This window comes from Pectobacterium peruviense (genome assembly GCF_002847345.1).
GTDB lineage: Bacteria > Pseudomonadota > Gammaproteobacteria > Enterobacterales > Enterobacteriaceae > Pectobacterium > Pectobacterium peruviense.
Map to the genome: position 1 here is coordinate 81,321 of NZ_LXFV01000010.1, position 13,626 is coordinate 94,946.

A 13,626-nucleotide genomic window follows, 5' to 3' on the forward strand; every position below is an offset into this window, starting at 1 on the left:
CGTCAATTCCTTCTGGTTCCACGGTGTCATCCTGTCTTAATTCAGCCACTGTCATCATTTTGCCCAATCCCATCATCTCAACCCGTGCGGCGGGAAATAGTCGGGACGGTTCTGCGTGGACACGCCCATGTAATCGCTGCACCACCGATAAACCTCTTCAATGTACGGAACGCTAACCGCCAAATTCTCCGCAAGGGTCACTAACAGGCTCAGGCCGTAGGCGATATCCTCCTGAAACACGCGGTGCTGAGTATCAAACACGTACCCGCCAGCGTTATGCTTTCGCAACGGCAGACCGATGCCGTGGTAGGCCTGGTTGGTACGCAACACGGAGAGCATCGTGTGCGCATCAGCAATCTGATCGCCATAGGCATCGATAATCTCCTGCTTGAGCGGCAGTACCGAATTCAGCCGCACGCCGAGCCGCGTCTCCAGCGCCGCACACAGCCGCTGATTCTCTTCATCCATACGTTCCAGATAATATGCCCCAAGTTCAGGGCAATCATTCCACCAGCACAGCGATTGAGGGAACGATCGGGCATGCCACTGACCGTAAGGGCCGATCAGGCCATAAATTACGGCACTGTGCATAATCGGGTTACCCGGCGTCAGCGTGATCTCCAGATAATCCGGCAACAGCACCACGGGCGCAGAATAGAGCCGTTGCAACAGCGCCATCAGCGCCTGCTGGCTTGTAGCGGTTTCGCGCCGATGCGTGGCGACATACAGCGTGGCCTTTTCGCCGCCCATCTTGATCGACCGGCCCGGCACTAAATCAAACGCAATGTGCGCGACGTCCTTCATTCCCCAAATCACCGCATTCGGCCGCACAGCTAGTTCACGTTCGGCCAGCCAGTCAAAACCACAAAAACCGGGGATCGCACCAATATAGACCGGCTTATCGGTGGGCAAATGGGGAACGATCCGTGCCAGAAGATCGGCGCGGAAGTTGGCGGGAACGGTGATAATCACGACGTCGGCGTCGCGGCAGGCTTCCGCCGGGTCGCAGGTCACGCCGTCCGGCGTGGCGGTCAGCGTTTCACCATCCGGCGGCAGCGCGTGTAGCCGTTTACCGTGCTGCTGGTAGGCTTCCGGCAGACGGGGATGGCTGCCGAGTAGCGTCACCTTGACGTCCGGCAGTTGCTTAAACAGTACCGTGGCGAGATGGCCGGTTTTACCGGCCCCGCAAATCACCACGTTAAGCGGCTGCCCGCTTAGCGTTTCGCGCATCCTTGACTCCTTAGCTTGCCTGCTCCAGAGAAATCGCGTTGCCCAGCCAGCGATCCAGGTCGTGCCACACACTGCTATCCGTGAGGTTACGCGCCGCCAGCCACTCTTCGTTAAACACCGTGTGCAGGTATTTTTCACCGCCGTCGGCGATCGCCAGTACGACGTTGCCGCCGATACGATCTTGATAGATCAATTCCAGCGCTTTATAGATCACCCCACCCGTTGAGCCACCGACCAATAGCCCGTAATTCCGTGCAACATAGCGTGCCGTTTCAAACGCTTGTGCATCTGAAACCTGTTCGCCATAGTCGATGCAGCTGTAATCCAGTACCAGCCCCACGGTGTCCCCTGCTGGCGTACCGGTGCCGGACTGATAGTAGGGCTTACCGGGGTGGCCAAAGACGATAGAACCAACCGGCTCAACGGCAATGGTCGCAATATCCGGGTTATGGACTTTCAGGCCGTGCGAAATGCCGGTCATCGATCCGCCCGTGCCTACGCAGCCGACAAACGCGTCAATCTTGCCAATCTGGCTGAACAACTCGCGGACAAAATCGGCATAGCCGCCCGCATTCGCCGCGTTATCCGACTGGTTCATAAACACCGCGCCGGGAATTTCCTCCGCCAGCTGTGCCGCCATACGCTGGCGCTCCACCACCGCCACTTCATCTTCGCCGTAGTCGCCGGAGACGTAGCGAATTTCCGCGCCGAGCGCGCGCATGATGGCAATCTTGTCTTGTGCCGCATGATGATCGACCACGGCGATAAAGCGCAGACCGTATTCAATCGACGCCAGCGCCAGCCCGATACCGGTATTACCCGATGATGACTCGACAATCGTGCCGCCGGGACGAATTTTTCCTGACTTCAGTCCGGCGACAATCATGTTTCTCGCCATGCGATCCTTCATGCTGCCGCCGGGGTTGTTCTTCTCCACTTTTAAAAACAAACGCGTATCCCCATAGGGGACGGGAATTTGTATAACGGGCGTATTACCAATCAAATCAGTTACTTTATTCAGGATCATGGTTCTGCTCCATTCAGTTATCACTGGAAAAAATCAGCTCACCTTTCTTACCTTTGAAAGCGCACAGGCGCGCAGGCAGCGGATGCCGATGAAACGCGTTCTCCAGCAGGTCCATCTGGTATCCCGCCGTATTCGCGTAAATCAGTAAGTCGCCTGGCTGCGGCACGGTTTGAAAATGAATCAATCGGTTCGTAATGACATCGTCGTCCAGACAGCTGTGTCCGGCGATCCAGGCTTTACCCGGCGTCGGACGTGTGTCTTTTTTGACGGAAAAAACATGCAGAGGATCAATCAAAAACTCAGAGTTAAACCAGGTTTCGCACGCGCTGAAGCTGCTGCCTTCGACAAACACGACGTGGTTGCCATCCGGCTGGCGGCGCGTACGTGTGACGCGAAATACGGTAATCGCACTTTGGTCGGCCAGACTGCGCCCCGGCTCAATCGCCAGAATCAGGCCATACTGTTTCAGTATGTCCGCCACGCAATGCTGCCCAATTGAGGCTGACAAAAATGCCTCAAGATAGTCGGATGCCGAGCGCTCGCCGCCGTACGGGTAAAACGAGGTCGGCACCTGACCGTGGCGGTAATCCGCCTCATTCTGCTCCGCCAAATATGCCTGATAGCGAGAAGCCGAAAGATATTGAATCGGCAATCCGCCACCGATATCAATCATCGCGGGCTGCAAACCCCGTGACCGCGCCCGCTCCAGTAATGGCAACAGCTCAGCCAATGCGGCCACGCGGGTATCGGGAGCATAGCCGCCCAGATGGAAGTGGAAGCCTTCAAGATGAAGCACATCCTGTCTGGCGCTTAACGTCTCCAGACAGAGCATGACCTCATCGGCCAGCATGCCAAAACGGCTGGCCTGTGTGAACGATGGGCGATAGCGCAGCAGTACCCGCACCGATTTCGTCACGCGCAACAACGCCGTCAGCGCCAGCACGTCGTCGAACTCTTCCGGCGAATCCAGCACGATGAGCGCACGGTGATGAACCAGCTCAGTCAGAAACTCGCGCGTCTTTGCCGGGCCAGTGGCGCACAGCCGCGTGCCGTCGCAGCCAGCCCGCAGCGCATCTTTCAGTTCCTGCAAGCTGGAGACATCCACGCCGATGCCCGCGTTGACAGCCGCCTGTACCAGCCCCGGCGATTTGTTCACCTTCGCGCCGTAGTACAGGCGGCAGTCCACATCGTGACGCTGCAACACGGTTCGCAATGCCTCGATATTGTTGGCAACAGTGTGCGGCCAGACAATATTCAATGGCGACCCATACTGCTCAACCAGCCATGACAGCCTTTGTGGCGAGTTGAAAAGGAACTGCTCAATCTCACTATCCAGATAAGGCGTCAGTCTCTCAGGCCAGTGGGCCTGCGTGACAGCGGGGGAAGACACTGCGGCAAAGCTAAACAGGTTGCTCATCGCTATCTCCTTAACGTTCGGTTCCTGAAAAATACCTATCCTTAGAAATCAACCGCCACGGATAGCATCAGCGTCCGCGGCGTTCCTTGCGATACCGTGCTGAATGACGTCACGCCAGACCAGTAATTACGGTCAAAGGCGTTAAGGACATCGGCACGGAACGTGGTAGGGGCGTTATAGATTCGCGTCTTGTAACGTGCGCCGAAATCAACGGTGGTCCAGGAAGGAATAGACTGGGTATTGATGGTGTTGACGTTCTGCTTCCCGTTATGGATGACGTTGGCGTTCAGCGTAAGATCGCGCAGGAACGGCAGGTCATATTCCACCCCGGCGTTAGCCTGAAAACGCGACGTGCCCGGCGCGCGCTTGCCCTGCGCACCCGGCGTCACGCTTTTGGTCAGCTCGGCATCCAGCAGCATCACGCCGCCGGTCAGACGCAGATCCTCCCGCGGTGAACCAACCACATCCAGTTCGATACCCCGATTGCGCTGCTCGTTAGCTGTAACAAACTCACTACCCGTACCGTTAACCAGTGCGCCGCTTGGCTTGGTGATCTGGAAAACGCTCAGCGTAGAGATCGTTCCCAGCGCATCCACTTTCACCCCGGCTTCATACTGTTTGCTCTTATACGGAGCAAGTACCTGCCCCGGATTACTTGCATTCGCTGGCGCGATATCCCCTTTGCTCAGCCCCTCAATGTAGTTGGCATAGAGCGAGACGTGCTGCCAGGGCTTAACAACTACACCCACCATCGGCGTTATCGCATTTTTGTCGTAAGACGATGAAGGTGCGCTATTGCCGGGAACAAAGTTATCCGACTTGATCTGCTGATAACGCAGCCCACCTGTGATCTGCAGCGCATCGTTCCAGAAGCCGAGCGTATCCGCCAACGCGATACCCGACAGCGCGGTGGAAGAACGTTTGCTAATCGTTGCTGGTGCAGCAATGTCAACGGGGGACATATATACGGGGTTATAGATATTCGTATTGAGGTCTGGACCAATTTCGCTCGATGTCGCGTGACGATCTCTGTAATAACTGGTTTGGGCTGATAATTTGTGTGTCACCGAGCCCGTTTCCACATCAGCTCTAATGCCCGTAGCCAAGTTATAACGACTCACAGCAGCACGGTAATTCACAAGATAAGAGGTACTGTTTCCTATTCTGGTTACATCACCATTGTTATTCGTAACCTGCGGCACCTGCTCCGACAGTCGGCTCACGTGCGCGCTGGAACCGCCCAGATCGGTAAACCAGGTGACGTTATCCGCCAGATCGTATTCGGTATGCAGCAACACCGACTGATCTTTGGAATGCCAGAAGCCCCACGGCTGAGAAATGTTGGTGTTGCCATCTGGTGCATCAGGCACCGTCACCCCCGCCGCGAACGAATAAGGGCGAGACGGCGCACGCGTTTTCAGGTGCTGAGTGATGAGATCCAACGTGGCACGGAAACGTTCTGATGAGAAATCCAGCCCAAGTGCGCCGACCTGTGTGCGCTTGTCGCTGCCGTCCCACACCGTGTCGCCGTAGCCATAGTTGCCGTTAAAACGCACGCCGAGCAGATTGTTATTGTCCAACGCATAAACGCGGGAAATATCCGCATGCTGCGTGAATTGGGAATCAGACTGCCAGCTGGTGGTGAGGCGAGTCAGGTTACCGACGGTGGTCGGGCGTTTAGTGACGGCGTTAATCACACCACCCACGCTGCTGTTCGGGGACAGCCCATACAGCAGCGCCGACGGTCCTTTCAGGACTTCCACTCGCTCAATGTAGTCGGTCATCAACTGATAGTTGGGCGCAACACCGTAGACGCCGTTCATGGCAATGTCGCTCAGGTTTCCTTCGTTGAGTGGGAAACCGCGGATGTAGTAAGAATCCAGCAGACCGCCCTGAGAACTGCTCACCCGCACCGAGGCGTCATGTGCCACTACCTGCCCCAGCGTCTGTGCCTGTTTGTTTTCAATAAACGATGAGGTCATGTTGCTGACGTTAAACGGCGTATCCATGACATCCTTTTTGCCCAGCAGCCCGGTACTGGACGATCGCGCCGACATACCGCCCGCCACCAGCCCCCGCACAGCCTCGGCGTCTTTGGCTTCCACCACGATGGTGGAATCATCGCGTTCTCCCGTTGCCGCCTGCACGGGTATCGCGATTCCACTCAGCATAGCGATTGCCGCCGTTATGGCGACGCCCAACGTAGAGGGAATGGGAAAATGGTGCTTTCCGGTAGACGGCGTGAAGTTCTTCCTGGCGTTCATCAACAAAGTTATCCATCTCAAAATGAGGACTGAAAAAGATGCTCCCGTTTTTAGCCTGTAAGGCAGGAGCATCGCCATACATCACGGCTCGACGCGAGTTTCTTCTCCTTCCGTGAGGAAGGGGTTGCTCAGGCCGTGCTGAATCCGGTAGTCGCGGTATTCCTGGATATGCATGCGCAACAGCGAGCGCGTATACCAAGGCTGGGTCAAAAACATGTCACGCTCGGTCTGCCACACATCGCCATCAACGCGCGATTTCACTGCGTCAAACGCCGCGGCGGTTTCCTCTTTCATCACCTGCCACAGTCGGGCATCGGCAAAGCCATATTCCGCGCTGAGTGCCAGTGCCAATTCGTGCAGGTGACTGACAAAACAGGCATCGACGACAAACATCCGCACCGGCTCGATATCGCCTTCAAATACCGTGGGCAGAATGCCGGGCCAGACGTAAGGTTGCAGGTGATAGCCGCGCTGACTCAGCAGCGGTGCGTAGGTACGTCCGTCGCCGAAATCACGAATTAATAACCCCTGCGCGACGCCTTCAGGCGAGAAGAGGATCTGGCTGTTCTGCTGGTGTGCTTCCAGCCCGATGCCGTACAGCAGATAGATAGCGATGACAGGACGGGTCACAGCGCGCACGTATTGACGGAACCACGCTTCTGCGCCAAGCCCGGACAGCGTAACCAGCTCGGTGAATAATGGTTGGTCGCGGTGAGGCAGCGCCGTAAACAGCGTGGCGACGGTGACGGGCAGCGCACCGTCGGAGCGTTCATAGGCGCGCGCATCGCGGAAGACGACAGAGAGGTGTTTGCCCACTGCGTCATCCTGATGCACCGCATGTTTGTAGTGGAATGCGGCCTCTTCGCGGAAAAACTCCAGCCGCTGCTCGAACCCGCCTTCCTGCGCCAGGATCGCTTCGATAATGGTGCTAATGCGCGGCCCCATGTGGATCGATTTTGCCTGTAGGCTACGCATTTCGCTGGTCATCCAGATGGCGACAGGCAGCTTGATGAAAGGAGAAGAAGGTGGCTCAACGGGCAAGACGGTGCGGAACGACATCCCCGGCAGCGTGATGAGATCGGGGCCGTCGGTGAGTAAAATCCCTTCGGCAATCTCATCCGCGTAATGGGATTTCACCCAGTTTTCCAGATGCCAGCTGTGGATTGGCAGCGGAAGCCACTGCGTCTCATCCAACCCTTGTTGATTCAAGCGCTGCTTCCAGTCCTGCCAGAGCGCGGGGAACGCCTGAGCAAACCACTGATGAAAATCATCGACGTGCGGCATGCATTCCACATACGCCATATCACGGCGCAGCGCGGTAATACGCAGCGGCACACGAGCATTGAATTCTGGCGACAGCAGTTGGACATCTTCGTCACTCAGGCCCGGACGGGATTTCCAGGTGGGATAATAGGGATGCCCTTCCAGCGATCCCCACTGGTCGAGCAACATCGCGGCATCGCGAATGCTTCGCTGCCGACGCAGCCACTGCGTGAAACATTCCTGCCCATCCTGCCGCATGGCATCAGCCACCTCAGCACGCCATTGGCTACGATAACGCCGGGCGTTGGTATCATTACGGACACTGTTGCCGACATCTTTTTTCAGGCCATTAATGCCGCTTTCTTCGGGATGGAAATCAAAACTCTCGCGGAGTAAATCAATCAACTGTGCGTGGTCAGTGACGGGAAAAGACGTCCCTTGGGAATTAATGTGATAAATATTTCCATTATTAATATAAGTGTTTGCCGGGGCCGAATAAATATCATCAAACTTCAATTCACCGTTGTTTCCGCGCAAAGAAAATGTTGCACGACCGGAATTAACCTCAGTAAATATCAGGTTATATTTATTCAAAATCCCTTCAGCGAAAAAGCAGCGAATCAATCGCCTTAACGCATTTTTATTTGAATAATCAGAGAGAAAACCATCTGGAATATTCCGTATATCCCTGTGTTCAACTGCGTCTGCCTTGATATTCATAATCACTCCCTATACCGATAAAACAAGTAAGAATGGATTGCTGTAACGTATAAAAGGGTGTCATTAGATCGCGGGTTAACACATCCCGAAACTTAATAAAAATGTCGTGATTGATAGATTGAAAAATAATGAACGGAAAGCTAGCATATCACTAACGTCAATGTAAATAGGTATCATTCTTATTCGCAATTAATTAGTTACATTTCTATAAATTCATTTTTAATCAATGAAATAAGCAAAGGAGAACAGCATGGAACACGCTAAGACCTACCTCTTCGTGCCTGGAAATTCGCCTCATCGCTTTCAACATGCCATCCGCTGTGGAGCTGATGCCGTGATATTTGATCTGGAAGATGCTGTTCATCCTGATGAAAAAAACCAGGCCAGAGAAAATATTATCCAATGGTATGAAAATGATACCTCCGTCTCTGAAATAAATTGCAAAAAATATATACGTTTAAATAAATTTGGATCACCGGAATTCAGTCAAGATGTCGACTTTATAAATAGACTCAGTAACAAGGCGAGATTAAGAAATAAAACCGCAGCGAGACATGAAATAGCCACACAGGAAATTGTCTTACCAAAAATAGAGTCAGCAGCAATGCTGAATGAAGCGAGGGAAATGATAAATCGTAATAGATTGGAAAATGTGAATATTATTGCGATTATTGAGACTGCTCGGGGATTACATAATGCGGAAGAAATTTGTGACGCAGGTGTAGAAAGGGTGGCATTTGGTTCATTGGATTTCTCACTCGACATCCATTGCGATCAATCCCTGCACGCATTGCTGTATGCCAGAAGCCGTATTGTACTGGCGTCCAGACTGGCTGATTTACCGCCGCCAATAGACTGCGTTAATCCCGATTTCACGCATCATGACCGAGTGCTAGCTGACGCACTACATGCACGCTCGCTCGGCTTCTCGGCCAAACTCTGTATCCATCCCTCACAGATCGATACCGTTCAGCAGGCTTTCACGGCAGATCGTAGCAAAATAGACTGGGCAAAGCAGGTTTTGAAAGCGGCCGAACACAGCTACGCTTTCCAGATAAACGGCGAGATGGTGGACTTACCTGTCATTGAGCAGGCCAGACAGCTCTTGCGAGCACAAAATTCGGATGGCTAAACCTGTTCCAGGCGACGTCGCGTTTTTCACGTCAGCGATGCATCTGCCCGGTGTGAGCCGGGCTACGCTCATGATTTAACGTAATCAATCGCATTGACGAACCACTCGCGTGGGCCATCTGGCGTGTTCACGGTGAATTCTTCATCAACCGCTTTTTTCAGCATCGCGCGTGCCATCGGGGAATCGATCGAAATATAGTCTTTGCTGTCGCCATAGATCTCATCTGGACCGACAATCCGCAAGCGCTTCACGTCACCTTGCTCATTTTCGATCTCGACCCAGGCACCAAAAAATACGCTGCCATCCTGCTGCGGTGAATAATCAACGATTTTCAATTCCGCCAGACACTTTCTCAGATAGCGCACACGGCGATCGATCTGGCGTAATAAACGCTTATTGTAGGTGTAGTCCGCATTTTCCGAGCGATCTCCCAGGCTAGCAGCCCAGGAAACGATTTTGGTAATTTCCGGGCGCTTTACATTCCAGAGATGCTCATGCTCTACCCGCAGTTTGTCATAGCCCTCGCGGGTAATCAGATTGGTTTTCAAGTCAGTAACCCCGTTAGGCTCTTAGCGCGTATGCCGCTCTTCAATATATCCGCGTGCAAAAAATCGCGCGTTCATTACACAGATTTACAATTTTGGCTAATAATCTATCAACAGACATAAATATGTCATTTCTATCCCGTACTTTTAGCCACGGAGAGCTACGGAGAACGATTTATGTTTAGCTTAGACGCCATTCTGCAAGATCTTGTCCCGCATCGCCATACGCCACCTTGGCAGAAAACAGTTTTGCGTTCTCTGCTATTTGAAAATGAAATGCAGCAATTTGCGCGGCGTTACCCGTATTTGAAAGGATTGGATCTAGTCGAACAGATTCTTGATTACTTCAACTTCAATTGTGAAATGGTCGAGGGGGATTTAGAAAATATCCCCAGCCAAGGGCCAGTGGTGCTGGTTGCCAACCACCCGATTGGCTCGCTGGACGGTCTGGCGTTATTGCGCACCGTCGCCAGCGTCAGGCCCGATGTCCGTATCGTCGCCAGCCAACTGCTCTCTTATGTCGCCCCGCTCAAAAATCTGTTTTTTTCCGTCGATAACTTCAATAACCGTACCAAACGCCAGCAAATCAGCGCCATCCAGCAACATCTGGAAGGCGACGGCGCGATCATCGTATTCCCGGCAGGCGAGGTTTCACGCGTCAGCCTGCAAGGTATTCGTGATGGTCATTGGCACAACGGATTTATCCGCATGGCCAGCAAAGCGCGTGCGCCCGTAGTGCCCATCCATATCGGCGGACGCAATAGTACACTGTTCTATCTCTCCTCCATGGTTTATCGCCCGCTGTCCACCCTCCTGCTGGTCAGAGAAATGTTCGGCCAGCGCGGGCAAACGCTCAAGCTGCGTATCGGGGCCAGAATTCCTTATGCGTCCTGGAGCCAGGGTGAATGGAATGCCAACGATCTGGCAGCTCGCTTCCGGCGTCACGTTTATCGATTGGGACAAGGAAAGCCCGGCTGCTTTGCCGGTGAAAAACCCATTGCGCTGGCCGAAGACCGCGTGCTGCTGAAACGCGCGCTGTCAGCGTGTGAAACGCTGGGCACCACGCCGGATGGCAAAGTGGTCTATCTGTATCGTCGCGGTGAAGAAGATTATGTGCCGCTGTTGCGTGAACTCGGACGCCTGCGCGAAATCGCCTTCCGAGCGGTGGGCGAAGGCTCCGGTCAACGCCGCGATCTAGACAGCTATGATGATGACTACCTGCACCTGATCCTGTGGGACGACCGAGAACTGGAGATTGTGGGTGCCTATCGCTTCGTTTCGACGGCAAACCTGATCGCCGAAAAAGGGAAAAGTGGGCTTTATAGTCACAGTCTGTTCCAGTACGGCGACGAAATGGATCCGATCCTGGCATCAGGCATTGAGCTAGGACGCAGCTTTATTCAACCTAAATACTGGGGTAAACGCGGGCTAGATTATCTCTGGCTGGGCATTGGTGCCTATCTGGCGCGTTATCCAGGACACCGCTATCTGTTCGGCCCCGTATCGCTTTCCGGCACGTTGCCACCGCATGCACGCGATTTGCTGGTCGCCTTTTATCGCCTGCACTTCACGCCCGATCAGCCGCTGGCAACGTCGCGCCGCCCTTATCCGGCATCGCTGCCTGACGTACTGAAACAGTTTGAAGGAACGGACTACCAGCAAGATCTCACGCGGTTGAAAAGCATGCTCAGCAATATGGGATGCGCCATCCCGACGCTCTACAAGCAGTATTCGGAGCTGTGTGAACCGGGAGGCGTGCGGTTTATCGACTTCGGCATCGATCCCGATTTCAATAACTGCATCGACGGTCTGGTGCTTGTCGACCTGCAACAGTTGAAAGAATCACGCTATCAGCGCTATATCGCCCCTTTTGTCAGTGATAAAGCCTCTTGATTGATCGGTGTGTTAGCTTGTTCATTAGCTAACGCACCACTCCCCTTCGTGCCAATCGCTTCAGAACCGAGATACACGGAGCGACCACGGGGCGAGGTTTCCCTGCGGGAACCTCATCCCCGTGTTTCTCCTAAAAACAGGCTTAAGTAACCTGTGTTACCACTTCCCTTCGCCTCTCTCATCACCGTTAGCCAATGTCGTAAAAATCCGCATTTTGCCTCTCAGATCACACATTTCATACGAAATCCCTCTCTCGGTAATTTACGTGATCAACTGAACGCTTTTTCTGCCAATATTAAAGATATTCTTATCTATAAGTTTTTAAATCCGGGAGTTATCGATGTATCCCGAAAATGCAAAACACAGCAATAAAACCTTGTCATTACTTGCATCGGTTACGATAGCAAGCCCCCTCCGTTATGCCTTCGTAGCATGTCAAAAAATTAAGGATGTTTATGAATATGCTGAACAGAATCAAACTCGGTAACATGTTGGGTATGGGATTTACTCTGGTTATCATCATCAGTTTGCTGGTGGCATTCTTCGGACGACTCCAGTTGGTTGGGCTGGGTAACGACATCAACCGGCTTTCCGGCACCACGTTAGCCAACATGCTACTTATTCAAGAGGTTAAAGCCGGTTTTGATGCCAATGCTCGTCTGATCCGTAACATCGCGATCAGCACCGACCCTGCACAAATCAAGCAGGAAAAGCAGTTCGTCGATGAGCAAATTGCCCGCAATACCGCCAATTTGAAAAAGCTGGGGCAACAGCTGGATACCGAAGCAACCAGCGCGCTGTTGAAGCAGTTTCAAGACACCCGCCCGCCGTACCTTGCCGCCTTTTTGAAAGCCATGGAGCTGGTGCAATCCACCGATCCACAACTGCGTCTGCAGGGTAACACCATTATTCTTAATGAGATGCAACCTGCGCAAAACGCACTGTTCAAAGTGCTGGACGCGATGATGGCCTCGCAACAGCAGGATACCAACGAGATTGTCAGCCACGCACAGCATAGCGCGCAATCCGGCAGCGTCATCATGCTGGTTCTCTCCCTTGCCGCCACAGCAATGGCCGCCGTCGTAGCATGGCTAATTACCCGCACGTTAAAAAACCAGCTGGGTGGTGAACCACTTTATGCGACCCACATTGCCCGGCAGGTAGCCGATGGCGATCTGGCTGTCGATATCAACATCAAACCAGACGACCACAGCAGCCTGCTAGCCACCATGCATCACATGAGTCATAACCTAGGCGATATCGTCGAACAGGTACGGCAGAGCAGCGAAGCTATCGCTTCTGGCTCTAGCCAAATCGAGGCAGGCAGCGAAAATCTCAGCCAACGCACGGAAGAACAAGCCGCCAGTTTGCAGCAAACCGCCGCGTCTATGGAGCAGATGAGTCAGGCAATTCGTCAGAATGCAGATACCGTGCGCAACGCCACCCGTCTCGCCAGCCAAACCAGCGAAACAGCAACGAAAGGCGGCGAGGCGCTCGGAGACATGGTTATTACGATGAAAGAGATCTCCACCAGTTCGCACAAAATCCGAGACATCATTAGCGTCATTGATGGCATCGCTTTCCAGACCAATATTCTGGCGCTGAATGCGGCGGTCGAAGCCGCTCGTGCTGGCGAACAAGGTCGCGGTTTCGCCGTAGTAGCAGGGGAAGTCCGTTCACTGGCACAGCGCTCCGCCTCCGCGGCCAAAGAGATCGCCGTACTGATCAACACCAGCGTCGAGAAAGTAGAAGCAGGGAATCGTCTGGTCGAAGACACTGGCAGCACCATTGATGAACTGGTACGTCAGGCGCGCAGTGTGGCGGATTTAATCAGCGAGATCGGAACGACCACGCAGGAGCAAGAATCCGGCATTTCACAAATCCATGATGCAGTGAACCAGCTCGATCAGGTCACCCAGCAGAACGCGACGCTGGTTGAAGAGTCCGCCAATGCGGCAACCAGCTTGCGCGAACAGTCATCCCATCTGGTGACGCTCATGAACCATTTCCACCTGCGCGGCACGCCAACAGCACGCCCCGCGCCGATGGCGAAGAAAGCGCAACCAACCCGCTTAGCGCTTGCTCCGGTCGGCAACACGCAGGATAACTGGGAAAAATTCTAACGTATTTCCCCT

The 13,626-nt window shown here is 53.7% G+C and carries 9 protein-coding genes; 3 read left to right on the forward strand and 6 right to left on the reverse strand.

The window, feature by feature from the left end; translation table 11 throughout:
* Positions 1-72 precede the first annotated feature (72 nt).
* The 5 genes from A0G03_RS08960 to A0G03_RS08980 form a co-directional block, all read right to left on the reverse strand.
* The gene (locus tag A0G03_RS08960) at positions 73-1,230 is read right to left on the reverse strand and encodes an NAD/NADP-dependent octopine/nopaline dehydrogenase family protein (RefSeq protein ID WP_048262788.1); all 1,158 of its coding nucleotides are present in this window, start codon (positions 1,228-1,230) and stop codon (positions 73-75) included.
* A 10-nt stretch (positions 1,231-1,240) separates the two neighbouring features.
* Complete coding sequence (locus A0G03_RS08965; RefSeq protein WP_048262789.1) at positions 1,241-2,257, reverse strand: PLP-dependent cysteine synthase family protein; 1,017 nt, start codon at positions 2,255-2,257, stop codon at positions 1,241-1,243.
* Between the two features lie 13 nt (positions 2,258-2,270).
* Entirely contained in the window at positions 2,271-3,674 is a 1,404-nt protein-coding gene (locus tag A0G03_RS08970) for a Y4yA family PLP-dependent enzyme (protein ID WP_048262792.1), read from the reverse strand.
* A gap of 41 nt (positions 3,675-3,715) precedes the next feature.
* Positions 3,716-5,938 carry a TonB-dependent receptor gene (locus A0G03_RS08975; RefSeq protein WP_048262794.1) on the reverse strand — a complete coding sequence of 741 codons (2,223 nt, stop codon included), beginning with the start codon at positions 5,936-5,938 and terminating at the stop codon, positions 3,716-3,718.
* 81 nt (positions 5,939-6,019) lie between these two features.
* The gene (locus A0G03_RS08980; protein WP_080965270.1) at positions 6,020-7,921 is read right to left on the reverse strand and encodes an IucA/IucC family protein; all 1,902 of its coding nucleotides are present in this window, start codon (positions 7,919-7,921) and stop codon (positions 6,020-6,022) included.
* Between the two features lie 250 nt (positions 7,922-8,171).
* Between A0G03_RS08980 and A0G03_RS08985 the strand changes: the two genes are divergently transcribed.
* Positions 8,172-9,053, forward strand: a complete 882-nt coding sequence (locus tag A0G03_RS08985; RefSeq protein ID WP_048262796.1) for an HpcH/HpaI aldolase/citrate lyase family protein — start codon at positions 8,172-8,174, stop codon at positions 9,051-9,053.
* A gap of 68 nt (positions 9,054-9,121) precedes the next feature.
* Here A0G03_RS08985 and greB read toward each other — a convergent pair whose 3' ends face one another.
* Positions 9,122-9,601, reverse strand: coding sequence for a transcription elongation factor GreB (greB, locus tag A0G03_RS08990; protein ID WP_048262798.1), 480 nt, complete (start codon positions 9,599-9,601; stop codon positions 9,122-9,124).
* A gap of 174 nt (positions 9,602-9,775) precedes the next feature.
* On the opposite strand from greB, the gene olsF reads away from it, so the two are divergent.
* Both olsF and A0G03_RS09000 read left to right on the forward strand, forming a co-directional pair.
* Entirely contained in the window at positions 9,776-11,491 is a 1,716-nt protein-coding gene (gene olsF / locus A0G03_RS08995) for a bifunctional ornithine lipid synthase OlsF (RefSeq protein WP_048262800.1), read from the forward strand.
* A 455-nt stretch (positions 11,492-11,946) separates the two neighbouring features.
* The gene (locus A0G03_RS09000; protein WP_048262802.1) at positions 11,947-13,614 is read left to right on the forward strand and encodes a methyl-accepting chemotaxis protein; all 1,668 of its coding nucleotides are present in this window, start codon (positions 11,947-11,949) and stop codon (positions 13,612-13,614) included.
* Positions 13,615-13,626: the final 12 nt, after the last annotated feature.

Excerpts from the sequence above, each read along its gene's own strand:
- A0G03_RS08960 (WP_048262788.1), bottom strand. The coding sequence starts at position 1,230 with ATGCGCGAAACGCTAAGCGGGCAGCCGCTTAACGTGGTGATTTGCGGG.
- A0G03_RS08965 (WP_048262789.1), bottom strand. The coding sequence starts at position 2,257 with ATGATCCTGAATAAAGTAACTGATTTGATTGGTAATACGCCCGTTATA.
- A0G03_RS08970 (WP_048262792.1), bottom strand. The coding sequence starts at position 3,674 with ATGAGCAACCTGTTTAGCTTTGCCGCAGTGTCTTCCCCCGCTGTCACG.
- A0G03_RS08975 (WP_048262794.1), bottom strand. The coding sequence starts at position 5,938 with ATGAACGCCAGGAAGAACTTCACGCCGTCTACCGGAAAGCACCATTTT.
- A0G03_RS08980 (WP_080965270.1), bottom strand. The coding sequence starts at position 7,921 with ATGAATATCAAGGCAGACGCAGTTGAACACAGGGATATACGGAATATT.
- A0G03_RS08985 (WP_048262796.1), top strand. The coding sequence starts at position 8,172 with ATGGAACACGCTAAGACCTACCTCTTCGTGCCTGGAAATTCGCCTCAT.
- olsF (WP_048262800.1), top strand. The coding sequence starts at position 9,776 with ATGTTTAGCTTAGACGCCATTCTGCAAGATCTTGTCCCGCATCGCCAT.
- A0G03_RS09000 (WP_048262802.1), top strand. The coding sequence starts at position 11,947 with ATGAATATGCTGAACAGAATCAAACTCGGTAACATGTTGGGTATGGGA.